Genomic DNA, 23,381 nt, shown 5'->3' with positions numbered 1-23,381 from the left:
CCGCACCACGTGCTCCCCGCCGACGCGGGGGTGTTCCGGCGGTCGCCCAGGTGGTGCCGGCCATCCTGCGGTGCTCCCCGCCGACGCGGGTTCCGGAGAGGGCGTCCTTGTCCCGGAGCTGGCGGGCGTGCTCCCCGCCGACGCGGGGGGTGTTCCGGCGACGCCGAGCTGGCCTCCATCGGGGCCGACGTGCTCCCTGCCGACGCGGGGGTGTTCCGCAGGCCGGGATGCGCGCGACGGCCGTGGACACGTGCTCCCCGCCGACGCGGAGGTGTTCCGCCATGGTCGACCACGACGCCGTGTCCGGCCGCGTGCTCCCCGCCGACGCGGGGGTATTCGTCAAGTACCCGCATCTGCCCGTGGCGGAAAGCGTGCTCCCCGCCGGTGCGTTGGTGGTCGCAGCGGGTGCTCAGCCCGACGCGTGCGCATTGAGTGAACCGTCCACCACGCTCTTTAGCGTACGGATTCAGTCTCCTGCGGCCCTCGTTCTATCGGCGCTTCCGGACTTGCAGGGTGATCACTGCCACCGTGTCTGAAGCCATGGCTGGTGGATCGTCGGGCGCGGTGATGGAGTCGAGCCCTGCCAGATGTCGTTCGAGGGCTGCGAGGTTGGCGGAGTTGTCGACAGAGGCGACTCCGTTGACGGTGACTTTGAGCGGGTCGGCGACGAGCCGGGAGATGCGTTCTCGCAGGACCTCGGCCGCCACCGCGCGGGCTGTGCCGAGTCGCTGATACCGGCGGGTTAGGGCGTCGGCGGTGAGTTCGTCACCGAGCTGGGCTTGCAGCCAGCGCAGGACATCGCTGTTCACGTCGTGCTCCAAATCCAGGCGGCGGGGAGTGTCGGCTCCCCGCCGCGTCGGCCGCTCAAGCGACCTTCGGCCTCCGTGTCGTCTTGCTTGGCGGGGCGTCCGAGGTGGGCTGGTTGAGCCAGCACTTCGGATTCGTGATCTGCTCAGCGATTGCCGGATCGGTGACCTCGGCCCCGACGTGGAGCACGAGGGGAACGCGTTCTACGAGATCGAGGATGTGCACCGTGGCGGCGAGGACGCCGAGCGGCTTGCGTGTGGTGCTCACAGGACTGTCGCCGTGATGTGGCAGTCCGGCGAGTACAGGACCGGCATCGCCGCGGCGGCGCCCTTGGTCCAGATCTGCACCGGGTCGTCCTCGACATCGCGGGTGATGACGATGCCGGGTGCCTCCTCCCGCTCGATCTGCGGATTGGTGCCTCGGGCCAGGGCGAGGGACTCGGTGGTGGTGCCGTACTGGGTCTGACCCCACTTCGCGCGGTCCGGCGGCAGCATGATCCAGCGGTCCTCCGGAAGGACCCGCTTGGACACGTCGTCCTGCCACACCTGCGCCTTGTAGAAGGTGACGGGGGGCAGCCCGTAGTTACCGCGGACGGAGTTGACCTGCTGCGGGTTCAGCGTCGCCGTCGGCGTCTGCCCGCCGGCCGGTGTGCCGTAGTACGCCGCCCGGTAGGCCCCGTTCGACGCGAGGTGCGACCACGCCTTGCGGCTGGTGAGCACCATCTCAGGAGCCGGGGCGCCGATGGAGTCCAGGTAGTCGATCCACCGCAGCTCATCCGCGATCGGATCCGCATCCGGATCCGACCAGGGCTTCGGCGCGGTCGGCATGTTTGCGGCCGGCACCCCGTAGTCGACCTCGACCGTGAGGCCGTTCTCCCCGGCGAGGGTGAACTTGCCATCCAACAGGACATCCCCGGCGGCGAGTTCGAGGCGGGAGCGGATCGCTTCGACGTGGCGCTCCACGTCGTCGTACAGCAGCTCCACGAGCCGGTCCTCGTCGGCACCGCGGGAAGCATCGAGGAGGAGTTGCTCCATCTCACCGACGAGGAGCTTCTGGCCGAGTGCGGGAAGCGTGCCCTCGGTCTGGGTGGACTCGGCCTGCCGCTTCGCGAACGGCACACTCGTGTCGTACGCACGGTAGGAAGCGGCGTTGACGCGACGCTTGTTCTGCCGCACCCGCCACTTCACGTCCTGCACCTCGGTCTCGGCGAACACCGTCTTGGTGAGCAGGAAGTCATCCGGGCTGGGCATGGCCCGGGCGTAGACCGTCAGATCGGCGACGGACACGTTCTTCAGGAGATCAGCGACGCTCATGCGCTCACCACCCCAAGGAAGCGGATCTGCGCTCCGGCCGAGTTGGGCGCGATCTTCGCAGGGTCGATGCCGCCGGGGATCTTCGCGGTGTGCACGCTCCCGTGCCACAGCAGCGCCGCCGGCGCCAGGGTGGCGCCAGGGGTGAGCGGGGTCTCGGTGTACACGACGCCCGCAAAGACCTGGCGGCCATCCTCGGCCGTCGGGTCGTAGGCGCCATACAGCCCGGAAGCGGTCACCCGGCCGACCGGGACACCGGAGCGGACATAGCCGTGCGGCTGGACGTGGGTGGGCTCGACGTAATGGGTGTTCTTGGTCAGCTTGGTCAGGTCGAGGGTGATGGTTTCCGTGGAGTCGGTGCCGTGCCGGGAAGCGAGCCAGTCCCGGTTAGCGGTGACCGTCACGGAGGTGGTGTACGGCTGGATGCTCAAGCCGCTTCCTCCAGGTGATGCAGGGTGAGGTCGCGCACTCACCGGGGTGGTGGCGCGGTCCACGAGGAGGAAGCGGGGCGTGGTCCCCACGACTGAGTGGCCCGGGGGCTATCCGGCGTCGGGGAGCAGGCCGCGGCGTCGGGCCATCTCCAGACCGGCAGCGCCGGGCTGGCGGTCGACGTTCCCGGGCCTCGGCGGCGGAACCGAGGCGGGAGCACCGCCGGGTGCGGCCGGGCTCGGGCGCGCAGGCTGGCCGAACAGTTCGGGGCGGCGGCCCTGCAGTTCCTGGACGGCGTCTTCGAGCGCGGCCTCGTCCGCGTCGTCGGCAAAGCGTAGGAGAGCTACAGCATCGTCGAGATCACGGCCAACCGCTCCAGCTCCCACCAGCAGAGCGCGTCGAACTGCCTCCTGCTCCCGTGCGACCGCTGTGGCCTCGCGGGCGAGGACCGCCTTTTCCTGCTCAGCGAGGGCCTGTTCGCGGCGCTGTGTTTCTGTGAGCTGCTCCTGCTCTGTCTGCCGAGCACTGTTGATGAACTCCTCCAATGCTGAGGTGCTGGAGAAGCCCAGCTTGTCGACCAGTCCGCGGATCGCTGCCCGGCCTCCCTGGTCCTTCTCCCGGGCCATCAAGGTGCTCAGGTGCTTCTGGCTGAGATTAACGGTGGCCTCGTCGATGTTCGATGAGTCATCAGAAGACGCACCGAGCACGGGATAGATTGGACGGCCGTCACGGCGGTAGCCGAGCACGGTTGACGGTGTGGGCAGGCTGCGGGTCATCGAAGGGTGCTCTCCCTCTATGGCCCCGCGCCGTGTTCGAGTCTACGGAAGCCAACGCTGCGGGATCCACGGATGCACGGTGAAATCGGCAGCCGACCTGGGCGACCACAACGTTAGGATCCCTTTCCGGTCGCTTCGAATGGAAAGATCACATGGGGGATGCCTTCATGGCACGAATAGAGCTGTCGTATACACCTACCGTTGAGGATTTCCGAGAGGCGTTGGGTGCCCGGGCCAGAGCCTCGAAGTCGGCTCGGCGGACACGCTGGTTGATGGCCGCAGCGGCCGTATGCCTGGCTGGCGCGGTGGTGCTCTCGCTGGGGAAGGACGGCAGCGTCGATCTGCGTCTCGTCGTCGGGTTGGTGGTTTTCTCTCTGCTCGCGCTGGGGCAGTCCCGCCTGCAGGCTCGCAGCTTTCACCGTTTGGCTGCCTCCAAAGGCGAGCAGCACATCGTCGTTGACGAGTCCGGTGTCTCCGTCTCGACCTCCCAGGCAACCAACACCCACACCTGGCAGGCGACACCCCGCTACGTCGAAACCCCGGGGATGTTCCTTTTGCTGAGCGGGGACGAGAATGCTTCCACCATGACGCTGCTGCCCAAGCGGGGACTCAGCGCAGCAGACGACACCGATCGGCTGCGTGCCGTCCTGGACCAGCACGTGATCCGCTTCGGTACGGAGCGGGACCGTCTCCATGTCTGAGCCTCAAGTCACCGACAGTGCAACCCCGCAGGGCCCCTCGCCAAGACACCTCAGCTGGTGAGGTCGCGGAAGCTGTGACGCGTTACGATCGGCTGCGCCGTGACGGCTGGCTTCTTCGCGACACTGTGGGCCTGGCAGCCGTGGGTGGACCGCAGCCCGTTCACCGCCTACGAGGTGAGCGTGGCGCCGGGGAAGTACGCCAGCCCGGGCTCGAAGCCCGGCTCGTGTGTGCCGCACGCCTCGGAAGAAGAGAGCGCCCTGTTCGATGGGGGCGGTAAGAAGATCGCCCAGACGCGTCAGTCCCGGGAAGGCGAGCTGCTCTCCTCGGAGTTCGGGGAGTTTGCCGGGGACTGCATGGTTGTCATGCGCATCGACAATGTCCCCGGTGGCGAAGGTACCTACGTGTACCAGTGGGGTGGCGGCACCAAGCGGCGCATGGCAGAAGAGGAGCTGCGCCGACCGGTCGCTGAGCAGCGTGAAGGGGTCAAGAAGCTGAAGAAGACGCGGGCCGAGCCTCCGGATCTCGGCTCGTAGCCGCGTCTCGGGCCGTGATCCGCGCGACCTCCTCGCGGGCGTCCTCGATGGGGTAGCCGGCATCTTGAAGCATGCGGATGCCGGTCTCCAGCGAGAACACCCCGGCCTCCACGCCCTTGACCACCTCATCCAGGATGGCCTGCCGGTCGGTCGGCATGTGCGGGCCGAACACCAGCCGGGCAGGAAGGGTTGGGCCGGTAGGCCAGCCATCGGCACGGCCCGCTTGGTGAAGCCGCTGCACCATCTTCAGCAGCAGCGCGTACTTATGGGCACGGGCCAGCCGCATCGAATCGACCAGCGAGTCCAGCGGGCCAAGGCTGATCTGGAGCGCATAGCCGCTGGGCACGTCGGTGGGATCGACCGTGCCCAGGCTGACGGCCGGCAGTCGGGCGTTGACGGCCGCACGGTCCCGGATCTCCTCCACCCGCGCCCGCAGCTCTGCCAGCTGACCGGAGGTGTCCAGCACATCCATGCGCCCGCCATCAGCGAGCTGGAAGATCGTGCCCGGCTGCACGGCCAGCGGCTTCGGCCGCCCGGTCACCCGGTCCAGCTCCGCCCGTGCCCCCGCAAGACCGATGATCGGCGCGCCGGTCGTGGCCGAGGCGCGCGCCGAGTCGGTGTCCGTCTCCGCCAGCTCATCCAGGGCCTGCATCACCTTCGCCAGCACCGACTGCCCGAAGTGCTCCCCGTCATCCACCGTGTTGCCGACATGGATCACCGGGATGAAGTCGATCAGCAAGTCCAGTCGGTCGAGGACCTGTCCGTCCCGGCGGGTTCGGAACCGGGCCTTTTCCATGGGGAGTTCATCGAGCGTCTGGCCGTGGCGCAGGTCATCGATGGACCATTCGGCGTCAGAGAGGTAGCACGTGAGCTGCGAAGGACGCTCTGGCGCCCACGGGTAGCGGCGCGTGGCCTCGCGGTCGCCAGGGGCGGAGGTGATGGGACCAAGCTCAAAGGTGATCCGCCGGACCCGGGCTTTGACCCCCCTGCGGGGGTCCTCCGGTATCTCCCATGCCAGGTGAACCCTGGCCGGGTAGTCACCCGGGTCGGCGTCGTCGCCCGTCACTGGGAAGTAGAAGCCGGGATCGTATGTCCGCAGCGTTACCCGGCCCTTGGCCGGATCCCACGCTAGCAGGTACACCGCGTCCCCAAGCAGGACCGCCTTGCGCTCCGCGGCTTGCATCCGCAGCGGCAGCAACTCGGCCTCCGCCCAGTTGCGCAGCCGCTGCTGGACCTCCGCCGCTGCTACGACCTTCGTGGAAGCGTCCTCGTCGCCGGCGTGCTCAGCGCCGGGCACGATGATCTGCTGGGACTTCCCCAGCAGATGTGCGAGCGCCGTATCCACGAAAGTTGACGGATCGCCGAACTCCCGGCGCTCCGCGGCTGCTTCGTTCCCGGTGAGTGAGGCCAGTTCCCCGGCCTGGTTCGAGTCGTAGGCGGCTAGCAGCTTGTAGGCGGCCAGACGGCGGATCGAATCTTCAGGGAGCCAGCTTGCCTGGATCTCCGGGGCCAGCGCCCGGTGCGGGCGACCGTCGAGGGTGGAAGCCATGACGGGCTTGTAGTTCAGCCAGGACCAGGCATCGGTCAGCAGAGTACGCACACCCACAGCAGCAGGAGCCAATCGTCGGCCCCGCGCCGCAATTCAGCGTAGTGCTGCGAAACTCCCGTTCACGTGGCGGAGCGATCACTGCGCCAGAAAGTGCCGTCCGCTGGGTCTGGTTGTTGCGATGTGGGAAACCCCGAGCCCGCCCTCGCCATCCGGATCTGCACGTGGTGATGTGCTGTGCCATGTGCACCATTACCTGTACGCGGTGCTGAGCTGCATTGTTATAGGGGAGTCGAACCCCTGCGTTGCTCTTCACGCGCCAGGAGTGGGCTGGAAAACCGCCAGCCCTCGGTTTGTGCACGCCTCCGGAACGGCTACCTGCTCCACATCGTCTCGTCTGCTGGGACGCTCAGTCCAGCAGATCGACCTCCCAGTTCGTCCGCTGGATCCGCACGTCGATCTCACGGATCTCCCGGGCGAGTTCATCTGCCTGGCGGCGCAGTTCCGCGACCGGGAGCGCAGAGAGCATCAGCAGCTCAGACCGAAGCTGCCGCCCGTACCCTCGCTCGCCCGTACCCGCTGCTGCATCAGCTGCCGCAGTGACAACCGAGTGGCGCATCCGCAGAACATCCCGGCGTGCGAGTGCGTCGGTGAGTGTGCCGCCCGGACCCATCTGCACCGTGGCATTGGTCCGGTTGATTCGCCGGATCAGCGTTTCCAGGGTGTCCAGCACCTCACCAGCCTCGGCCAGCAACTGAGCCGCATCCTCGGCGGGTGTCTCGCCTTCCTGGTACCGCGCACTGCCTACGACGCGCGCTCGCAGCTGCTCCACACGGCGCGTCGCCTCCGCGCGCTCTGCCAGTGCCTCAGCAAGCTTCATCGTCTGCACATCCTGTCCTCCATAAGTTCAGACGAGTATACGGATGCAAACCGGTGGATATGCACCTGGATTTTCGGTCCGCGCAGGTCGAGGCAGGCACGGAAGCCTCCAAGCGCAGGGCGAGGCCGCGTCTCGGCCTCGCTGGCTATGGCAGGAACTGCCCCCGAGCAGTGCATCGGACAATCGGGGAAATTCCCTGATCGCGGGCCTATCGACGGCCATGAAGCCGTCCGTCTGAATACGGCGCAGAGGACAGCCCCGTGCCGTGGACGGGATCGGCGAGCTGCGTGAGCGCGTGCACGGCGGCGTCCATACGGTCCGGAGAGTCCATGCCGGCGACCCAAGTGACCATCTGCTGCTCCAGAGCCGGCCACTCCCCGATGTGGTGGACTCTGCCCTGTTCGTAGAGTTGGGCTATGGGTTCGGCCCTCAGTCTCTTGCCGTGCTTGGCGGTCATGGGCAGTACGGCGGGCATGAGCATGCTCTCGGTGCGCTGCTCGCGCTGGAGTTCCTGCCATGCCTGCTGGAGGATCTGGCGGGACATGTCGCCGCCGTAGTTGCTCTCCACCACGATCGCATCCGCGCGCAGATCGATCGCCAGCAGGCACGCTTCGCGACCCCACGCATCGGCGCCGCGGTTGCCGGAACGATCGTCGAGGACGTAGAGGTGGCCGTTGCGATCGGAGGCTGCGGCCACGATGCCGGTCTCGTCGCCGACGGCGGACCCGCCGCCTGCCGGGTCGACGGCGACGACGATGCGGGCGAGGTCGATGCCGCGGAGTTGGGCTGCGCTGAGGCGGTTGTTGGTGATCCACGGCCACTGCCACACGCCGCCGTCCTGCGGGCGCGGCTGCTGCATGTACAGGCTCCACCACACGCGTTCACCGACGGAGCGGCGGATCTCGGCGAGCGCGGCGGCGTTGTACCGCTCCGGCCACAGGGCCGCGCCCAACGGCCGGCCCAGAGCGTCGTTATCGGATAGCGCCAGGGCGGGCAGGTCGATGACGGTCCAGCGGTCGCTTTCCTCGGCAAGGACGCGTCCGGCAAGGTCGTCCTCGTCCCAGCGGGTCTGGATCAAGATCACCGAGCCGCCGGGCTCGATACGGGTCAGGAGGACGGCCTGCCACCACTCCCACAGACGTTTCCGCATGGTGGGCGAGGACGCTTCGGCCGCGTCCTTGATCGGGTCGTCGACGACCGCGAGGTGTGCGCCCTTGCCGGTGAGGCCGCCACCGACGCCCGCCATGACCGCGCCGCCCTCCGTGCCGACGAGATCGAAGCGGTTCGCGGCGCTGGAACCGGGACGAAGGCTGATCCCGAGCTGCGGGCTGTAGGTGAGGATCGCGTCCCGGATCCACCGGCCGTGATCGTCAGCCAGATCGGAGGAGTAGGAGGCGATCATCACCCGGTGCTCGGGGCGGCGGCGCAGGTACCACAGGGGCGCCCACCTGGCGGCCCTGCGGCTCTTGCCGTGCCGCGGTGGCATCGTCAACAGCAGCCTGGTCGGCTTCCCGGCAGCGACCTGCTCGAAGGCAGCGTCGATCAGGCCCAGGTGCGGGGCCTGCATCTCCCAGCCGCCGGTGAGCACGGCGGCCATCGCGCCCGGTGAGCGGTCCATGGCCAGCTCGCGCTCGATGCGCACAAGGCGGGCGCGCAGTTCAGGGCTGGAGGCGGCTGCTATCTCACGACGGCGCTGGGCAGGAAGCGTCCGGTAGAGAGCGAGGACAGCCGCCTCGTCAGCCCTGCCCACCCTCGCCACCGGCGAGGGTGATCAAACGCTCCAACTCCTCCAGGCCCGTGGTCTCTACTTGGACGGCACCGCCGTCCGGCCCGGACAGTTCAGTGCGAGCAGGCCGGTCCAGACCGAGAAGACGGCTGCTGCGCTCAATGATCCGCACCGCGCGGTCGACGGCCTGATAGTCGCCGTTGCGGATCGCGGCCCGGTAGACACCGAAGAACAGTCGTTCCAGTCGCTCCACCATGAGCTGCCGCAGCTCATCCGCACTCTCGTCGAGAGCGGTGGTGCGCTCAGCGAGGGCCTTGGAGACGTCCTTGCAGGCAAGCTCGATGAGCCGCTTGTCCGTTGGGGGCTCCTGGCCGCGCTTGTACTTGTCGATGCCGTACCCCTGCGGGTACGCGACACCATCAGAATTGATCGCTGGGTCGGCGGCGAGCTTGCGGCCGATCGTCAGCCAATCGACGCCGGCCAGTTTAAGGTCGATGGCGTCGGCGCGGCGCTGGGTGATGGCAGCCCGAGTAGCGCGGTTGGGGCGGCCCATGAACTCAACTCCCGGGCCCCGCGCCTCGTAACCATGATCCCTGACTCAAAGAGCCGACCGCGGCGGCCGCTCGGGCAGACACCCGAGTGGAAGGCCCGCTACGCGGTTTGCTCCGGAGTGGAGGGCACCATCAACGAGTTCGCCCACGGACACGGCATGCGCCACTGCCGCTACCGAGGACAGCCGAAAGCCCACCTGCAAGACGTACTCACGGCCATCGCCGTGAACATCGAGCGCCTCAGCGGCCGGTCAGTGACCGAGGAAGACTCTTCACCGAGACCGTCGACCGCCTTGCAGACCTTCCTGAATCAGAACGACATCCGCCGGCCGAAGTCCTGGCGAACCCTCGGTACCTGAGCCCGACCATCCAAGATCCCCGGCAGAGTCAAGTTAGTACTCCAGTTGCAGTTCGCTATTGCCGCTGGTCAGAGGCGTCTTCTTGAGCATAGTCAGCTGACGTGCCGTCATGTGGCGGTTGTTCGTGACCGGTCGCGCGGCGTCTGTAGTGGCAGCGCCTGGCAGTGGCCTGGTGGTGGCGCCGCCAGCGGGACCATTTCAAGGCATGACTGGCGTGATGCCGGTGGTTGTGACTTGCCCCGGGGCGGCAAGCTGCCAGGAGCCGGCGGACTTCTGCCACGGTGAGCGGAGCCAGGGCGCCGGAAGCGTGAGTCCGGGCAGGCGTCGTGGCGTGATGTCTGGTGCGTGTCCGATGTGGCCCGGGTGTACCCGAAGCCTGGTATTCACTTGGCGGGGAGGCGGATCATGAAGCGCGCGCCGGTCGTGGTGGTGTCGAGGGTGAGGTCGCCGTCGACGGCGCGGGCCAGGCGGCGAGAGAGGGCGAGTCCCAGGCCCGCGCCGTCGTGGCCGTCTTGTGGATCGGCGCGGTAGCCGGGTTCGAAGATCTGCGACGACACGGCGTGGGAGACGCCGGGTCCGTCGTCGGCGACCGTGATCTCGACCCCGTTCTCCCCAGCCGTGTATTCGAGTGTCACTTGGGTCGTGGCGTAGCGGCGGGCGTTGTCCAGCAGCGGTGTCAGGATGCGTTCCAGCAGCGGGGCCGGGACGCCCACCGTCACGGCCGCGCCGTGAACCGTGATCGGGGGTGCGTCGGGGTGTTCGCTGCGGGCGCGCTGTGCGAGGGCTTCGAGGACTTCCCGGGCTTGGCACCGGCCGGGCCCTACGGTGCCGGAGCGGGCCTCGGTCAGCAGGGTTCGGCAGATCTGCCGCATGCGCTCTGCCGCGTCGGCGATCGCTTGGTGGGAGGCTTGTTGCTCGGCGTTGCTGCGGGGGTGGGCGGTGAGCCATTCGGTTTCGGCGCAGATGCGCGCGAGGGGGGTGCGCAGTTCGTGGGAGAGTTCGGCGGTCAGTTGCTTCTCGTGGCGCAGGACTGCGGCCTGTTTCTCCAGGAGCGTGTCGAGGTGGCCACCCACTTCCGCCAGTTCTGCGGGGCGGCTGTGGGTGCTGAAGCGTTTTGTGATGCCGTCTTCGCTGTGCTGGGCGGCGCTGGCGCTCATCGCGGTGACCGGGCGCAGGGCTCGTCCGACGATCATGCGTGCGAGCCAGTAGACGCAGGCGGGGAGCAGCAGCGCGAGCGTTACCGAGCCGGCCAGGACGGTGCGGGTGGTGAAGTTGTAGGATTCCAGGCTCACTTGGGTGACCACGGTGCCGACCTGGTGCCCGCTGTGGTTCAGCGGCAGTGCGAACAGGCGTGAGCCTGCGACGTTCTCGTATCGTCTGCCGGCACCGGCCATGGAGTCGGCGGCACGTTGGAGCGCCGCGGTGGCATGGGGGCGTTCGATGTTGGTGGTGCCCTGGTAAATCCACCCGATGCGGTCCGCGACGGCGTCGTTCGGGGTCTGCCGCACGGTGATGGTCCCGTCTGCATGCGCGGTCACAGTCGAGGCAACGGCGGTGGCTCGCGTGCGCAGCTGCTGCTCGATCTGGTGGCCCAGCTGGCCGTGGAGGACCAGGTTGAAGGTGGCGATGGGGACCGCTATCAAGATCGCGGCGATGGCCAGTGCGAGCAGCGCGAGACGGCCGCGCAGCGTCGATGGCCGGTGAAGGCGGGGTGCGTTCATGTGAAGCGGTAGCCCACACCGCGTACGGTGTCGATGCCGTGCGTGCCGCACGCCCGGCGCAGCTTGCGGCGCAGCCGCAGCAGGTATTGATCGAGCGTGTTGTCGCTCACGTAGGCGCCTTCGGGCCAGCCCGCGCGCACCAGAACCCGTCTGCGCACGGCGGCACCCGGAGCAGACATCAGGCAGGCCAGCAGCCGGAACTCCGTCGGCGTCAACGGCACCTGCGCCCCCTCCGCGGGGCACAGGGCGTGGGTGACCGGGTCCAGCTTCAGCGCCGGCGTCTGCGGCTGGGCGCCGCGGCCGGTGCGCTGCAATGCGGCGCGCAGGCGCGCGGCGAGCTCGGCCACGTGGCAGGGCTTGCCCAGATAGTCGTCACCGCCGGCTGAGAAACCCGCCAGCCGGTCGGTAATGACGTCGTGGGCCGTGAGGAATACCACAGGAGCGGTCACCCCCGCGGCGCGCATGGCCTGACACACATCACGGCCATCCGCATCCGGCAGCCCCACGTCCAGCACCACCGCGTCCACACCCGGATCGATGCTGCGCAGCGCCATGGCGCCGTCGGCTGCGGTGCGCACCGCGAAGGACTCCTCGCGCAGCCCCCGGGCCAGCACCTCGCGCAGCCCGTGGTCGTCCTCGACGACCAGCACCGTCGGTTCGGTCATACCCGCAGTATCACCCGGCTGCCTGTGAAGCCGATATGCGCGAGGGCGGGCCCGGTCGGCTGGTCAGGGTACGTTCAGGTTTCCGCCGAAACACTGCATCCATGACGTGTACGACCGGCCTATCACCGCCGTCGGCGACCGTGGCCGTGCGCCGCATTCAGCCAGGCGCCTTGAAACCACAGCCTGGTCTCGCCTTCCCGCCGACGTGCCGGAGGCATCAGCTGGGTCTGCTTCAGCCGCGATGGCCGCCGGCGTGACACGTGCGCGTCGCCGGTGATCGCCCTCGCGTCGGCCCCGCGAAACGGGCCGTGAGGCAACAGGCCCGCATGGGAGGCACCCAATGAAATCAATGACAGGAAGGCGAATGATGATCTCGACGAAGAGCCGCGTCTGGTCGGTGACCCTGGCCCTGGCCGTGGGGCTGACCGCGTCGGCGTGCACGGGGAAGAACGCCGGCTCCGGCGCCCAGGCCAACACTTCCTCCGCCGCCACAGCCGCAGGCACCTCGGCGGAAGGGGGTTCGAAGGGCTCGACGCAAGGTTCGGGGGTCTTCTACGACGGGTTCGAGCAGCAAGCTGACAACGGTTGGAAGACGGCCATCAACGACAGCACCGACAGCCGACGCAAGCTGTCCCTGACGCAGCTGGAACAGCAGCCGGGCGGGTTGCTCCAGCGCGTCTCCTCGCCGACCCGGGACGGCCACCACGCACTGCAGGCCACGGTCCCGCATCAACTGGGCAGCTTCCGCTCGGAGGTCGCCCGACCGCCCGTGCCGATGGGCTCGGAGGACTGGTACGGCTTCAGCATCTACCTGCCCCCCACCTGGCAGAACGACCCGCAAGGCAACATCCTCGCCCAATGGCACGCCCTCGTCGACACCGCAAGGACCGCGGGTGACGGAACGGGCCAGCCACCTGTCGCCTTGTCCGTCCAAGGAAATCAGTGGCGGCTGAAGATGCACTGGAACACGCAGGGCCCGGACTTCAAGGGGGCTGGTAAGGGCACACGGACCTTCAACCTGGGGTCCATCAAGAAGGGCGTGTGGGTCGACTTCGTGCTGCACGCCAAGTGGTCCCACAACAGTGACGGGCTGGTGCAGCTGTGGCAGGACGGGCACCAGAAGGTCAACTACACCGGTCCGGACGAGTACAACAACAAGCAGGGCCCCTACTTCAAGATCGGCATCTACCACCCGGACTGGAAGTCGTTCAACGCAGCCAAGTACCGCCAGGACACCGCCGCGACCAAGCCGATCACCGTCTACGACGACGCCATCCGCACCGCGCAAGGCCCGGCGAGCTACAAGGACGTCGCCCCCCACTGACCTCCAGAACCCGTACATCGGACCAACAGCCAGCCGTAGATCAAGCAGAGGTAGCAGGGCAATGCCGTATCCAGTGGGGCAATGTCTAACGGGCGTGAGGAAGAGGCAGCGGAGCTGGCCAGGTTGGCGGCCAGCTCGGCAGCGGGCGAAGGACAGGTGGTGTTCGTCGTCGGATGATCCCGATGCCCGGCCGATCCGCAAGGGCAAGCCCCAGCACCCCACCCAGTTCGGCTACACGGCACTGGTGGCCGAAGACGAACGCGGCTTCGTCGTCGACCACCAGGTCCAGCACGGGCCCCCCGACGCACCGCAGCTGGTGTCGTCGGTGGAGCGCATCACCACACTGACCGGCCACCCACCAGGCACGGTCGTCGCCGACCGTGGCTTTGGCACCGCGGCCAACGAACAGGCCACTACACTTCCGACGACGCCTTTGACCAAGCCAGATAGCGATACTCCAGCTGTAGTTTGTGATCTTCATGTCTGGGTTGCGGCTTGTCGGCGGTAGTGGCTGGACTGTGATCGTGCCTGGTGGCGGCGTGGCCAGTCGGACCAGCTGAGTCGGTGTACGAGGTCGTTCAGCGGTCGGACGGTGGCAGCGAGAAACAGGTGCTGGATCTCGTTGCAGGTCAGCGGAGCCAGGTCGTCCGGTCCGGTGCGGCGTGCGTGTTCGTCTGCGCGGACGACAGCGAGGAAGGCATGAGCGAGCATGGCGAGGGTGCCCCAGTGGCTCCAGGACGGGTAGCGGCGGACCTGGTGTTCATCGAGTCCGGCCAGGCCCTTCTTGGTCTGGAAGGTCTCCTCCACCTGCCACCTGGATCCGGCCGTCCGGACCAGTGTGCGCAACGGGACTGGCCTGGTGGAATGGCAACGGTAGTAGGCAAGTTCGCCGGTAGTGCGGTTGCGTCGGATCAGCAGGTGACGGTGGCCCGGTGCCGGGTCGGTGAGGTCGATGACGGCCCAGTCGTAGTAGCGGTGTCCCTTCGCGCCTCGTCCGGCGGATAGTTTCTGCCAGGCCCGCTTCGGGAGTTCCCGGCCAGCGTGTCGGCGCGGAACTTTCCTGCGCCGGTGGGCACTTCAGCTGAACAGGCCACCGCGAGGACGTAGCTCAGACCGCGCTTTTCCAGGACCGCCCTCAGCTTCGGATTGGAGCCGTAGACCTCGTCGCCGGTCACCCAGCCGATGTGATGCCCGGCGTCCAAGAACCGTTCGATCGTCGTGCGGGCCAGCTCCGGCTTGGTCGCGAACACCGTGGCCTCGCTCAGCCCGGCCGCCCGGCATCGATCCGGGTCTGAGGTCCACGAGCGCGGGACGTACAACTCCCGGTCCACCGCCGCGTGCCCTCGCTCGGCTGCATGGACGAGATAGACGGCGACCTGGGAGTTCTCGATCCGGCCGGCAGTGCCGGTGTACTGGCGTTGGACACCGACGGTGCGGGTGCCCTTCTTCGCCGGTCTCGTCCACGACCAGCACCGCCGCATCGTCACGGAGATGCTCGACGACATACTCGCGCACATCGTCGCGCACGGCATCGGCGTCCCAGGACGCCCGGCACAGCAGATGCTGCATGCCATACGGGGTCTTCTCGCCGGCCCACTCCGCAATCGTCCAGCAGTTCTTGCGTGGCAGCTCCGACAGCAGTCCCAGCACCAACCGCCTGGCCCGCAGCCGGGGTTCGACCCGGGCGAACCGGCCCGCGATACGGCCCACGGCCACCTCGAACGTCTTCCGCCAACGGCCCGGATCTATGCTGTGAGCCGCGGCCACCGTCTCTTCGTCAGTCCACACAACTCACGATGATCAACGGTGGCCGCACCCCTGTGGTGCCTCCTGTCAGCCCCGGACGAGACAGAACGGGTGTCCTGCCGGATCCGCGAAGACGCGCCAACTCCGCTTTCCGTCACCCTCATCGAGCAGCGTGGCGCCCAGATTGAGGACATCTTCCTGAGCTTGGTCCAGGTCCTTGACCCCCAGGTCGAGGTGGAACTGCTGGGGCCGAACGGGATCCAGCCACCGCGGTGGCTGATGGTCTTCCACCCGCTGGAAGGCCAGCACGAACCCACCGTCGGTGTGGAGCGTCGCCCAATCGTCGTCAAGCGACCACCGCGGATCCGGCTGGTTCACCACACCGCCGAGAAGCGACTGGTAGAACCGGGACAGCTCAACGACATCGGCACAGTCCAACACCACACACTGCAGCTGGGCGATCATGAAGGGCAGCGTAGAGCAGCACCGCGCACCGGCCTCGAACGAGCCTGATCACGATCTACAGCTGGAGTATTAGTACTCCAGTTGCAGTTCGCTATTGCCGCTGGTCAGAGGCGTCTTCTTGGGCATAGTGAGCTGACGTGCCGTCATGTGGCGGTTGTTCGTGACCGGTCGCGCGGCGTCTGTAGTGGCAGCGCCTGGCAGTGGCCTGGTGGTGGCGACGCCAGCGGGACCATTTCAAGGCGTGACTGGCGTGATGCCGGTGGTTGTGACTTGCCCCGGGGCGGCAAGCTGCCAGCAGCCTGCGGACTTCTGCCAGCGTGAGGGGGATGAGGGATGATCCGTTTCTGCGGCCCCCCTTTCCTCCCCGGCGTGGGCGGCCATCGTTGCGAGGAAGGCGTGGGCGAGCATGGCCAGGGTGATGTGCCGGTACCAGGCGGGATAGCGGCGGACTTCGTACTGGTCCAGGCCGCACTCGTTCTTCGCGCTCTGGAAACACGACTCGATGGCCCAGCGACTGCCGGCTACTCGGACCAGCTTGTCGACGGTGGTGCCAGTGGGCGCGTAGGCAAGGTAGTAGGCGATCTCGTCAGGGCGGGCGATGCTGCGTCGGGCCAACATCCACCGGTGGTGGGAGGGCTCGTCTTCGCCGTAGAACGGGACGGCCGGCAGTTGTGCCCCTGCCCAGTCATAGACGCGCGGGCCCTTCGCGCCGTCACCGCAGGACAGTCGTTCCCAGGCTTCGTCGGGAGCATCGCCGATGAGCTGGTCGATGCGCCAGCACCCAGCCAGGGACTTGACCTGCTGTGATTTCGGGACCGCGACGACGTATCCGAGTCCGGCTTCTTCGAGCATGCGGCGGAAGTGCCCGTCCTGGCCGTAGAGCGCGTCCGCAGTCACCCAGGCAAAGGCCAGCGGCGAGGACAGTGCTCTGGCAACCAGCACCCGGGCCAGCTCAGTCTTGGTGGCGAAACCACGCCCGTCGGGCACCTTCGCCGCCTGGCATCGCTCCCGGTCAGACGTCCACGACTTCGGCAGATACAACTCCCGGTCCACCAACGTCCGGCCCCGCGAAGACGCGTACGCGGCGAAAACCGCTACCTGGCAGTTCTCGGTACGGCCGGGGGTTTGCGCCTGAATAACTGTCAGAGTTGATCTGTGCAGGTGTCGTCGCGTGACGGTAGGCGGGCGTGTAGTTGGGCGAGGGTGCGGGCCGGGGTTCCGGGGGGCGTTTCCCCTTGATCGTGGACACCCTGATCATTGGATCGTGATGATCCATAGGACAGGAGTTCCCGTTGGGGACGTCGAAGTACTCGCCTGAGTTCCGGGCCGATGCCGTCGCGCTGTACCACTCGAGGCCGGGTGGTACGTATGCGTCGGTGGCCAAGGACCTGGGCGTCAACCACGAGACGCTCCGCACCTGGGTGCGGGATGCCGAGCAGGCCGCCCGGCCCGGGGCCGTGGAGGCCACCGCGATGGAGAAGGAGAACCGGCAGCTGCGGGCGCGGGTCAAGGAACTCGAACTCGAGCGGGAGATCCTTCGGAGGGCCGCGAAGTATTTTGCGGCGGAGACCAACTGGTGAGCAGCCGCTTCCAGTTCGTCGACGATCACCGTGACGCCTTCGGCGTCAAGCGGCTGTGCCGGATGCTGCAGGTCTCTCGGTCCGGCTTCTACCAGTGGCTGGCCGGCGCGGAAGCACGGGCCGGCCGGACAAGGGCGGACGCCGAGCTCGCCGAGCGCATCGCCCGGATCCACCGGGAATCGGACGGCACCTACGGGGTCCCGCGCGTCACCGCCGAGCTGAAGGACGCCGGGAGGCCGGTCAACCACAAGCGTGTCGAGCGCGTCATGCGCAAATTCCGCATCGTCGGGCTGCACCTGCGCAAGAAGGTGCGCACCACCATTCCCGAGCCGTCGGCGACGCCGGTGCCGGACCTGCTGCGGCGCGACTTCACCGCCCAGGCGCCGAACACCAAGTACGTGGGAGACATCACCTACCTCCCTGTCGGAAATGGCCAATTCCTTTATCTGGCAACGGTGTTGGACCTGCACTCGAAGAGGCTGGCAGGCTGGTCGATCGCCGACCACATGCGCACCTCCCTGGTCACCGACGCGCTCAGGGCCGCCGCGGCGGCCCGCGGCGCCGGCGGTCTGCGCGGGGCGATTTTCCACAGCGACAACGGGGCGCAATATGTGTCGAAGGAGTTCGCCCTGGTCTGCTCGGAGCTCGGCGTGACCAGGTCACGCGGCGCGGTGGGCACGAGCGCGGACAACGCCGCCGCGGAGAGCCTCAACGCGACCATGAAACGCGAGACGCTCCAGGGACGGAAGCGGTGGAACGGGGCCCGTGAGGCTCGCCTCGCGGTCTTCCGCTGGGCGACCCGCTACAACACCCGGCGACGGCACTCCCGCCTTGGCCAGATCAGCCCGATCGCCTACGAGCAGCGATCAACTACGCTGGCCGCCGCCGCATGACAACCGGTGTCCACGATCAAGGGGAAAGCCCCGTTCCGGGTAGCGGAGTGACTGCGACGCGGTGCAGGTCTAGGAGACGGTGGCCGTCTTGGAACTGGTTGGACAGGTTGGTGCGGCCGACATTCAGGAGCTGGGCCAGAAGTGTGCTGGTGACGGCTCTGCGGCGGCGTAACAAGGCAGTCAGCAGGCGGTGGTAGTGGTTGAGGCTGCTGGTCTGCGGGTGGAGGTAGCTGCGTGGGCGGTGGAAGCGTCGTTGGAATGCCGCCTCGGCCAGGGCGTCCCAGTATGGTTCCGAGATGGCGACCAGGTGGTCGAAGGCGGCGCGTGACATGCCGGTCAGGGCCGGGTCGGTGAGCATCGCGGTCAGGGTGGGATCGATTTGTTGTCGGCTCGGTGTCGGCTCGGGGTGCCGGGGTGCGACCGGTGCCAGGGTGTAGTTCCAGTCGCCGTGGAAGGTGTGGGGTGTGATTGGCAGGGCGTGGAACTCGGCGGAGGGGACTGTGGTGCCCAGGTCATATCGGCCGGTGTCGAGTTCGGCTCCGATTCTGAGCCCGGTGCGAGTGGTCGTGGCGGCGATGGTCTCGATGACGACCTGGTAGCTGGTCAGGGGCCTGCCTCGCCAGTTCGCGGTGATGTGGCAGAACATCCGGTGTTCGATCTTGTTCCATTTCGATGTTCCGGGTGGGAAGTGGCAGACCGTGATCTCCAGTCCGCTTTCCAGGGCGAAGGCGGCGAGGTGCTTCTTCCATGTCCAGCGGCGGGGGTCGTTGGAACCACCGCAGTCGGCGGTGATCAGCAGCCGGCCGGCGTCCGGGTGGTCCTTCCGTCTGCGCTGCTGCCACCAGCGGCGGATGGATTCCACCGCGAACTCGCCCGTGTCGTGGTCGGTCCCGACGTTGACCCAGCCGGTGTTGCGAGCGATGTCGTAGATCCCGTAGGGGATGACGACGGGCTGGTCGCTGGTGGTGAACGTGTGGCAGTCCACACGGATGGGGTTCTTGCCCGGCCGCCAGGTGCGGCCGGGTCGGTCGCGGTTGCCGAGCCACTCTTTGGCCTTGGTGTCCACGCTGATCACCGGCTGGTTGTCTTCGAGGAAGGCCGCGGCAGTGGCGTTGATGTGCGTGAACTGAGCATCCCGGTCCGGATGACTGGCACCTTCTGTGGTCTTGGCGGTGCCCTGCAGGCTGTATCCGAGGGTGTGCAGCAGGCGTCCAACGGTCGCCGCGCTGACCGGGTGGCCCTGAGTGGTCAGCGTTGAGGCGAGGGACCGCAGGGAGAGCGTGGTCCAGCGCAACGGCGAGACCGGATCGCCCCGGGTGTGCGGCTCGATCAGAGCTTCAAGCGCGGGCAGCAGACCGGGGTCGGTGACCGTCACCGGCTTACGGCCGGCTCCTGGAGCCCGAATCCGCCCGGCTGGCAAAGGGTGCCCGGACAGCTCGGCGATCCCGCGTGCGATGGTGGCCGCACTGGCCCCAGAAGCGGCGGCCACCAGCGTGATCCCGCCATGGCCAAGCGCGGCGGCCTCGCTGGCAAGGTAGATCCGACGGCGCCGCTCGTCGAGATGGGGAAGGAACTGATCGAACTTCGCCCTCAAAGCCACAACTGAAGCCCGAGCGGCCGTACGCGCAGTCACACCTCATTATCCTGCCAACACCCGTGCACCGAGCAGTAATTGAAATACAGGCCCCGGCTGTGCCTGAGTACTGCCGTTGCACCCCAGCCGACGTGGTGCCCTTCTTGAGGAATCCCGTCTCATCGATCACGAGGACACCGTCGTCCTCTCCGAGCTGCTCGGCGACGTATGCCTGCACATCATCACGGACCCCGTCCGCGTCCCACCGCGCCCGATTCAGGAGATTCTGAAGCCCATGAGGTGTGCTGTGACCTACGTGTTCAGCGAGCTGCCAGCTGTTCTTCCTGCCCACCGGACCCAACAGGCCATGCACGTACGCGCGCATCCGCCGCCGCAGATCAGCCCGGCCGAACCGATGACCGACCCGCAGCAGCACCTCCTCAAGCTCCCCCGCCCACACATCGGGCCGCACATCGTCTTGCATGATCAGTACAATAGCGATCAAGCGCGACCGGTCACGAACAACCGCCACATGACGGAACGTCAGCTCACTATGCTCAAGAAGACGCCGCTGACCAGCGGCAATAGCGAACTGCAGCTGGAGTATTAGGGGGCCGCTCACATAGTCAGTTGACCGTGTGATACCGCCGATCAGGCCGGCCTCTTGCCGAAATCGGCCAGCGCGTGACAACCGTAGGGCATCGCCGCCAATTAGAGGCAGGATGGAAGCATGACAACGTCAGTGTCCACAACATGGTCAAGGGTGCGCCAGCTACTAGAAGACCGCGCTCCAGCTTCGGCACGCTGCCTCCGGCCACCCGCCTCCCGGGAACAGATTGATTCTGCCCAGCGGACCATGGGCCTGGTTTTCCCTGAATGCCTAGTGGAGTTACTGTCACTTACCGGCGGAGTGGAACCTGATCCACGGGCGGGGCTGTTGCTTCCTCCAATGTATCTTCCGGTGAGCCTGCTGCGTGCAACCGAACTGTGGAGAAGGAAGCTTGAGATATCGGGCGACTCTCCGAGCAACAACGAGTCGACGGCTGGAGCGGCAATCCAGGGGTACAGTAAGTACTTCTTTCCCGTCGGGGATGACACCACAGGTGATTTGCTCGTAGTGGACCTACGTCCTGGAGATCTGCATGGCTGCATCGTTGCGTGGGGTAACGTAGACGGGCATTTCGGAAGCCCAGTATGGGGCTCTGTGGTGGAGATGTGGTCAGACGTCGCAGACGCTCTAGAAACGGGCTCGCCGGCAGGGAGTTACAGAGAATCGGACCCGCACCTGACGCGTAACGGGTGTGCTGCTCTTTTTGCTCCGACAGGAATAGTCGAGTGGGAATTCTAATCCGACCTGTATCCCGATCGAGGCGCCCGCTTTAACGGGCGCCACGGAAGAGTTCTACGGAATAATGATCACGTAGAACTCGTCTTTATCTCCGTCGATTATCCGATTGTTGTTGTAGTACGTCGCTAGCTGAGATCCGCCCTTTCCGTTCTCTGCTGCAGGAATAGCGAGGGCCGAGAAGTTATTTTTCGGCTTGGCCGGTTCGTAGATGGACTGGGCCGACCCCTCGTAAGTGGATGCGAACGGATACTCATCACATTCCAGACCCTTCTTTGCGTAATCGGGGTCCACGCTTGTGCATACCTTGACGGCTTCCCGGCGATTTGCGTTATATCGATTGAGGTTGGTTTGTCCGAGTCCCTTTTGTAGGCGGTGCAGGGGGTCGGACGCGCTTTGCCCGGCTACCTTTTTGGAAGGGTTCTTCGGCATAGTGCTCTGTGGCTGGCTAAACGCCTTCTTGACGTGCAGGGCGACCCCCTTCTCTTCTGAGGTTGCAGCCGTGCTGTATCGCAAAGGCGAAACATCGTAGCTGAACGTTGCTCCTCCCGTGTGGAGCACGTCAGCCGGGTTGTAATTCGGCAGGTAGGCGGAATTATCCCATCGGATACCGAAGGAGGAGAACTTCCAGTCAGCCACAGGATTTGTCTCCGCCCAAGGCGCCGGATACTCTGGCTCGAACTTCATGTTCCATACGGCCCAGATGCCATCATCCGGCGCGATTCCCTGACCGGGATCCGCGCGACGTGAAATCATGAAGTGCGGATCCTTCTTGAGCTTTGCCACGGTCTGAGGGCCAGGGTCGAGGCCACCTTGGTTCAGCTTAATCCCGCTCGGTACAATGACGTAATTCGCGTCCGGGCCGACGAGAGTCTCGTCAATTGCATTGACCCCAGAGGCGTAGAAGTCCGAGAAATGGTAGTCGAACTGTACATCTCGTGAACCTGCGGGAATGGTACCGATCGCGGTGACGGTCATCTGTGAGAAGCCGACAACCTTGTTATTTTTCTTCCACTCTGCAGCAAACCACCGCGATTCGCACATTGCGAACCGTGAAGCAATCCACATGCTGGCGTCATTCGCTGTATGTGCCTTGCACTCGGAGAGCGTCATGGTCCGTTTTACGGGATCTACAACCCGAGGGGATATTCCATGCGAGACCGAGGTGTCTCCGGTTGCCGCATGAACAAATTCGTTGCCCAATGCTGCTGGGCCGGTGCGTCTAACGTCGCCACGCCCGGGGGGCTTGGGGGTCTCTGTGAGTCCCAATGAATTGGGTGGTGCACCTAATTTCAGGCGCTTGAACGTTTCTTCAGGTGACCGTTTGGATGTATCCGATAAATAGGAAGTAACTGACAGTGTTGGCTCGGACTGGGCAACCCCGGGTGGAGCCCCTGCTGCCATGATGCCGAAGGCTATGGCCGTGACGATCAACACATGCCTGAGTCGCTTCATGCGTTCTCCCTGTGCACCGAGGTTGCTGTTCCGTTGCTGGTGGCGGTGTGGGCGATACGCTACGTCAGTTCGATCGTGAAGTTTGTGTGCGTTTCCAGATTCGTGTAACTAAGGGGGTCGTATGTCCGAAAACCCCACCATCGGCTCGAAGTTCGCCCTACCTGTTTCGGCCACGACGCAAGCAAGCTTGCTTGCGGATGGCGTTCCTGCGGGGGGGGGGGGGCTACCTCTCGCTACTCGCTGCAGCGCGTTCCGGAAGACTGTCCCGAGCAAGCGCCAGGGAGTGAAGGGTTGGATGCATCAGGCCCTTCACTCGCCGCTCTGGCCAACTACTTAGTAGTGACAGGCTAGTTGAGCCGCTCAGTCATAGTGGCGCCTGTTGCCCTGTCGCGCGAGAGTCAGCAACCCAGGCCGGCCGCGACGGAAGCGGGGACCCTGGATTCCTCGGCGGCTCCGCTGCTCTGGATGGAGTTCAAGCGAACTGTAGTTGCCCTCCCTCATCGGGCTTTCCGGCGGTCAACGGCGGCGCATCGGGCACATCGCGGTTGTCGCGGAGCCACCAACCGAATTGCCAGTTTCGGCAGGTTCGGTGCAGCCGCGACCGCCGCAGTGGCTCCTTGGCTGGGATGGAGTGTTCGCCCCAGCCGAAGATGGGGTGAGCGTCCGTCAAGTTCACCCGGAGCCCCCGCACCATGGCCTCACCTTCCCAGGTCTCGCCTGGCGCGTACTCGAACGCGAGGTGCGCGTTGCGAGGCCAGTCCCATGGGAACGGAAGGGCGCAGAGATACCAGGCAGGCGGCGGATTCGTTGCCGGTAGCCAGAGCGTCTGATGCCGTTTCCGCCGGTCGATCTGGGGCTTGTCGCAGTCGGCGAAAGTCCTCAGGCAGTGCTGTGTGAGGTCGAGTTCGCGGATGCCAGCCAGCCACATGATGCGGTAGCTGGAACGTGCTTCTATTTCAACGCGGACCCTTTGCGGATCAGCCCCCGACTCCATT

Annotated in this window: 21 protein-coding genes, 5 pseudogenes and 1 CRISPR repeat array (1 of these 27 cut by a window edge); of the genes and pseudogenes, 7 read left to right on the top strand and 19 right to left on the bottom strand. The window is 66.3% G+C overall.

The window, feature by feature from the left end; all coding sequences use genetic code 11:
* Window positions 1–38: direct repeats of the CRISPR family, unit length 29 nt; unit sequence GTGCTCCCCGCCGACGCGGGGGTGTTCCG; it reaches 1,822 nt to the left of the window's first position.
* 450 nt (window positions 39–488) lie between these two features.
* The 5 genes from ACO1BR_RS24760 to ACO1BR_RS24740 form a co-directional block, all read right to left on the bottom strand.
* On the bottom strand, window positions 489–809 hold the full coding sequence (locus tag ACO1BR_RS24760; protein WP_426797292.1) for a hypothetical protein: 321 nt from the start codon (window positions 807–809) through the stop codon (window positions 489–491).
* A gap of 55 nt (window positions 810–864) precedes the next feature.
* On the bottom strand, window positions 865–1,074 hold the full coding sequence (locus ACO1BR_RS24755) for a hypothetical protein (RefSeq protein WP_426797291.1): 210 nt from the start codon (window positions 1,072–1,074) through the stop codon (window positions 865–867).
* Window positions 1,071–2,120: a major capsid protein gene (locus ACO1BR_RS24750; RefSeq protein WP_426797290.1), complete on the bottom strand. Its 1,050-nt coding sequence runs from the start codon at window positions 2,118–2,120 to the stop codon at window positions 1,071–1,073. Before ACO1BR_RS24750 ends, ACO1BR_RS24755 begins: the two co-directional genes overlap by 4 nt.
* Window positions 2,117–2,548, bottom strand: coding sequence for a head decoration protein (locus ACO1BR_RS24745; RefSeq protein ID WP_426797289.1), 432 nt, complete (start codon window positions 2,546–2,548; stop codon window positions 2,117–2,119). Before ACO1BR_RS24745 ends, ACO1BR_RS24750 begins: the two co-directional genes overlap by 4 nt.
* Before the next feature lie 108 nt (window positions 2,549–2,656).
* On the bottom strand, window positions 2,657–3,322 hold the full coding sequence (locus ACO1BR_RS24740) for a hypothetical protein (RefSeq protein ID WP_426797288.1): 666 nt from the start codon (window positions 3,320–3,322) through the stop codon (window positions 2,657–2,659).
* Window positions 3,323–3,594: 272 nt separating this feature from the next.
* On the opposite strand from ACO1BR_RS24740, the gene ACO1BR_RS24735 reads away from it, so the two are divergent.
* Window positions 3,595–4,023 carry a YcxB family protein gene (locus tag ACO1BR_RS24735; protein ID WP_426797287.1) on the top strand — a complete coding sequence of 143 codons (429 nt, stop codon included), beginning with the start codon at window positions 3,595–3,597 and terminating at the stop codon, window positions 4,021–4,023.
* 99 nt (window positions 4,024–4,122) lie between these two features.
* Window positions 4,123–4,557: a hypothetical protein gene (locus ACO1BR_RS24730; RefSeq protein ID WP_426797286.1), complete on the top strand. Its 435-nt coding sequence runs from the start codon at window positions 4,123–4,125 to the stop codon at window positions 4,555–4,557.
* Here ACO1BR_RS24730 and ACO1BR_RS24725 read toward each other — a convergent pair.
* The 4 genes from ACO1BR_RS24725 to ACO1BR_RS24710 form a co-directional block, all read right to left on the bottom strand.
* Window positions 4,508–6,163 (bottom strand): hypothetical protein, encoded by a 1,656-nt coding sequence (locus ACO1BR_RS24725; RefSeq protein WP_426797285.1) that lies wholly within the window; start codon window positions 6,161–6,163, stop codon window positions 4,508–4,510. The genes ACO1BR_RS24730 and ACO1BR_RS24725 overlap by 50 nt on opposite strands.
* Before the next feature lie 349 nt (window positions 6,164–6,512).
* Window positions 6,513–6,983 (bottom strand): DIP1984 family protein, encoded by a 471-nt coding sequence (locus ACO1BR_RS24720; RefSeq protein WP_426797378.1) that lies wholly within the window; start codon window positions 6,981–6,983, stop codon window positions 6,513–6,515.
* Window positions 6,984–7,191: 208 nt separating this feature from the next.
* Window positions 7,192–8,733, bottom strand: a complete 1,542-nt coding sequence (locus ACO1BR_RS24715; protein WP_426797284.1) for a terminase large subunit domain-containing protein — start codon at window positions 8,731–8,733, stop codon at window positions 7,192–7,194.
* On the bottom strand, window positions 8,720–9,262 hold the full coding sequence (locus ACO1BR_RS24710; RefSeq protein WP_426797283.1) for a hypothetical protein: 543 nt from the start codon (window positions 9,260–9,262) through the stop codon (window positions 8,720–8,722). The genes ACO1BR_RS24715 and ACO1BR_RS24710 overlap by 14 nt, the downstream gene beginning before the upstream one ends.
* A 33-nt stretch (window positions 9,263–9,295) precedes the next feature.
* Here ACO1BR_RS24710 and ACO1BR_RS24705 point away from each other — a divergent pair, with 33 nt between their 5' ends.
* Entirely contained in the window at window positions 9,296–9,619 is a 324-nt protein-coding gene (locus tag ACO1BR_RS24705; RefSeq protein ID WP_426797282.1) for a transposase, read from the top strand.
* Window positions 9,620–10,002: 383 nt separating this feature from the next.
* Here ACO1BR_RS24705 and ACO1BR_RS24700 read toward each other — a convergent pair whose 3' ends face one another.
* Together ACO1BR_RS24700 and ACO1BR_RS24695 are read right to left on the bottom strand one after the other, a co-directional pair.
* A complete protein-coding gene (locus ACO1BR_RS24700) occupies window positions 10,003–11,340 on the bottom strand; it encodes a sensor histidine kinase (RefSeq protein WP_426797281.1) in 1,338 nt (445 codons plus the stop codon).
* The gene (locus tag ACO1BR_RS24695) at window positions 11,337–12,005 is read right to left on the bottom strand and encodes a response regulator transcription factor (protein WP_426797280.1); all 669 of its coding nucleotides are present in this window, start codon (window positions 12,003–12,005) and stop codon (window positions 11,337–11,339) included. The genes ACO1BR_RS24700 and ACO1BR_RS24695 overlap by 4 nt, the downstream gene beginning before the upstream one ends.
* A 364-nt stretch (window positions 12,006–12,369) precedes the next feature.
* Here ACO1BR_RS24695 and ACO1BR_RS24690 point away from each other — a divergent pair, with 364 nt between their 5' ends.
* Window positions 12,370–13,329 carry a polysaccharide lyase gene (locus ACO1BR_RS24690; protein ID WP_426797279.1) on the top strand — a complete coding sequence of 320 codons (960 nt, stop codon included), beginning with the start codon at window positions 12,370–12,372 and terminating at the stop codon, window positions 13,327–13,329.
* 175 nt (window positions 13,330–13,504) lie between these two features.
* Window positions 13,505–13,747, top strand: a pseudogene (locus ACO1BR_RS24685) (ISNCY family transposase); the annotation flags it as partial.
* A 59-nt stretch (window positions 13,748–13,806) separates the two neighbouring features.
* Here ACO1BR_RS24685 and ACO1BR_RS24680 read toward each other — a convergent pair.
* The 4 genes and pseudogenes from ACO1BR_RS24680 to ACO1BR_RS24665 all read right to left on the bottom strand — a co-directional run.
* On the bottom strand, window positions 13,807–14,136 hold the full coding sequence (locus ACO1BR_RS24680; RefSeq protein ID WP_426797278.1) for a hypothetical protein: 330 nt from the start codon (window positions 14,134–14,136) through the stop codon (window positions 13,807–13,809).
* A 104-nt stretch (window positions 14,137–14,240) separates the two neighbouring features.
* Window positions 14,241–14,979, bottom strand: a pseudogene (locus ACO1BR_RS24675) (IS701 family transposase).
* A 183-nt stretch (window positions 14,980–15,162) separates the two neighbouring features.
* Window positions 15,163–15,540, bottom strand: coding sequence for a VOC family protein (locus ACO1BR_RS24670; RefSeq protein ID WP_426797277.1), 378 nt, complete (start codon window positions 15,538–15,540; stop codon window positions 15,163–15,165).
* Window positions 15,541–15,774: 234 nt separating this feature from the next.
* A pseudogene (locus tag ACO1BR_RS24665) lies at window positions 15,775–16,665 on the bottom strand (IS701 family transposase); the annotation flags it as partial.
* Window positions 16,666–16,832: 167 nt separating this feature from the next.
* Between ACO1BR_RS24665 and ACO1BR_RS24660 the strand changes: the two are divergent.
* Window positions 16,833–18,013, top strand: a protein-coding gene (locus ACO1BR_RS24660) for an IS3 family transposase (RefSeq protein ID WP_426797276.1) whose coding sequence is annotated in 2 segments (ribosomal slippage) — window positions 16,833–17,100 and window positions 17,100–18,013 — 1,182 coding nt in all. Because the reading frame shifts where the segments join, the coding sequence is not laid out codon by codon here.
* 187 nt (window positions 18,014–18,200) lie between these two features.
* On the opposite strand, the pseudogene ACO1BR_RS24655 reads toward ACO1BR_RS24660, so the two are convergent.
* A pseudogene (locus ACO1BR_RS24655) lies at window positions 18,201–19,646 on the bottom strand (ISAzo13 family transposase); the annotation flags it as partial.
* A 52-nt stretch (window positions 19,647–19,698) separates the two neighbouring features.
* Window positions 19,699–20,022, bottom strand: a pseudogene (locus tag ACO1BR_RS24650) (transposase); the annotation flags it as partial.
* 294 nt (window positions 20,023–20,316) lie between these two features.
* Between ACO1BR_RS24650 and ACO1BR_RS24645 the strand changes: the two are divergent.
* The gene (locus tag ACO1BR_RS24645) at window positions 20,317–20,934 is read left to right on the top strand and encodes an SMI1/KNR4 family protein (protein WP_426797275.1); all 618 of its coding nucleotides are present in this window, start codon (window positions 20,317–20,319) and stop codon (window positions 20,932–20,934) included.
* A 54-nt stretch (window positions 20,935–20,988) separates the two neighbouring features.
* On the opposite strand, the gene ACO1BR_RS24640 is transcribed toward ACO1BR_RS24645, so the two are convergent.
* Together ACO1BR_RS24640 and ACO1BR_RS24635 are read right to left on the bottom strand one after the other, a co-directional pair.
* Window positions 20,989–22,386, bottom strand: a complete 1,398-nt coding sequence (locus tag ACO1BR_RS24640) for a NucA/NucB deoxyribonuclease domain-containing protein (protein ID WP_426797274.1) — start codon at window positions 22,384–22,386, stop codon at window positions 20,989–20,991.
* A 472-nt stretch (window positions 22,387–22,858) separates the two neighbouring features.
* Window positions 22,859–23,380, bottom strand: coding sequence for a hypothetical protein (locus ACO1BR_RS24635; RefSeq protein WP_426797273.1), 522 nt, complete (start codon window positions 23,378–23,380; stop codon window positions 22,859–22,861).
* Between the last annotated feature and the right edge of the window lies 1 nt (window position 23,381).

It is taken from the genome of Streptomyces sp. YGL11-2, from assembly GCF_050054615.1.
Taxonomy (GTDB): domain Bacteria; phylum Actinomycetota; class Actinomycetes; order Streptomycetales; family Streptomycetaceae; genus Streptomyces.
The sequence above is the reverse complement of the archived record's forward strand: the minus strand, read 5'-3'. Positions and strand labels throughout refer to the sequence as shown.

Bases quoted from the DNA above. Each gene is read 5' to 3' on its own strand.
- ACO1BR_RS24700 (WP_426797281.1), bottom strand. From the start codon at position 11,340: ATGAACGCACCCCGCCTTCACCGGCCATCGACGCTGCGCGGCCGTCTC.
- ACO1BR_RS24735 (WP_426797287.1), top strand. From the start codon at position 3,595: ATGGCCGCAGCGGCCGTATGCCTGGCTGGCGCGGTGGTGCTCTCGCTG.
- ACO1BR_RS24645 (WP_426797275.1), top strand. From the start codon at position 20,317: ATGACAACGTCAGTGTCCACAACATGGTCAAGGGTGCGCCAGCTACTA.
- ACO1BR_RS24710 (WP_426797283.1), bottom strand. From the start codon at position 9,262: ATGGGCCGCCCCAACCGCGCTACTCGGGCTGCCATCACCCAGCGCCGC.
- ACO1BR_RS24740 (WP_426797288.1), bottom strand. From the start codon at position 3,322: ATGACCCGCAGCCTGCCCACACCGTCAACCGTGCTCGGCTACCGCCGT.
- ACO1BR_RS24720 (WP_426797378.1), bottom strand. From the start codon at position 6,983: ATGAAGCTTGCTGAGGCACTGGCAGAGCGCGCGGAGGCGACGCGCCGT.
- ACO1BR_RS24750 (WP_426797290.1), bottom strand. From the start codon at position 2,120: ATGAGCGTCGCTGATCTCCTGAAGAACGTGTCCGTCGCCGATCTGACG.
- ACO1BR_RS24640 (WP_426797274.1), bottom strand. From the start codon at position 22,386: ATGAAGCGACTCAGGCATGTGTTGATCGTCACGGCCATAGCCTTCGGC.
- ACO1BR_RS24670 (WP_426797277.1), bottom strand. From the start codon at position 15,540: ATGATCGCCCAGCTGCAGTGTGTGGTGTTGGACTGTGCCGATGTCGTT.
- ACO1BR_RS24635 (WP_426797273.1), bottom strand. From the start codon at position 23,380: ATGGAGTCGGGGGCTGATCCGCAAAGGGTCCGCGTTGAAATAGAAGCA.
- ACO1BR_RS24705 (WP_426797282.1), top strand. From the start codon at position 9,296: ATGATCCCTGACTCAAAGAGCCGACCGCGGCGGCCGCTCGGGCAGACA.
- ACO1BR_RS24690 (WP_426797279.1), top strand. From the start codon at position 12,370: ATGATGATCTCGACGAAGAGCCGCGTCTGGTCGGTGACCCTGGCCCTG.
- ACO1BR_RS24695 (WP_426797280.1), bottom strand. From the start codon at position 12,005: ATGACCGAACCGACGGTGCTGGTCGTCGAGGACGACCACGGGCTGCGC.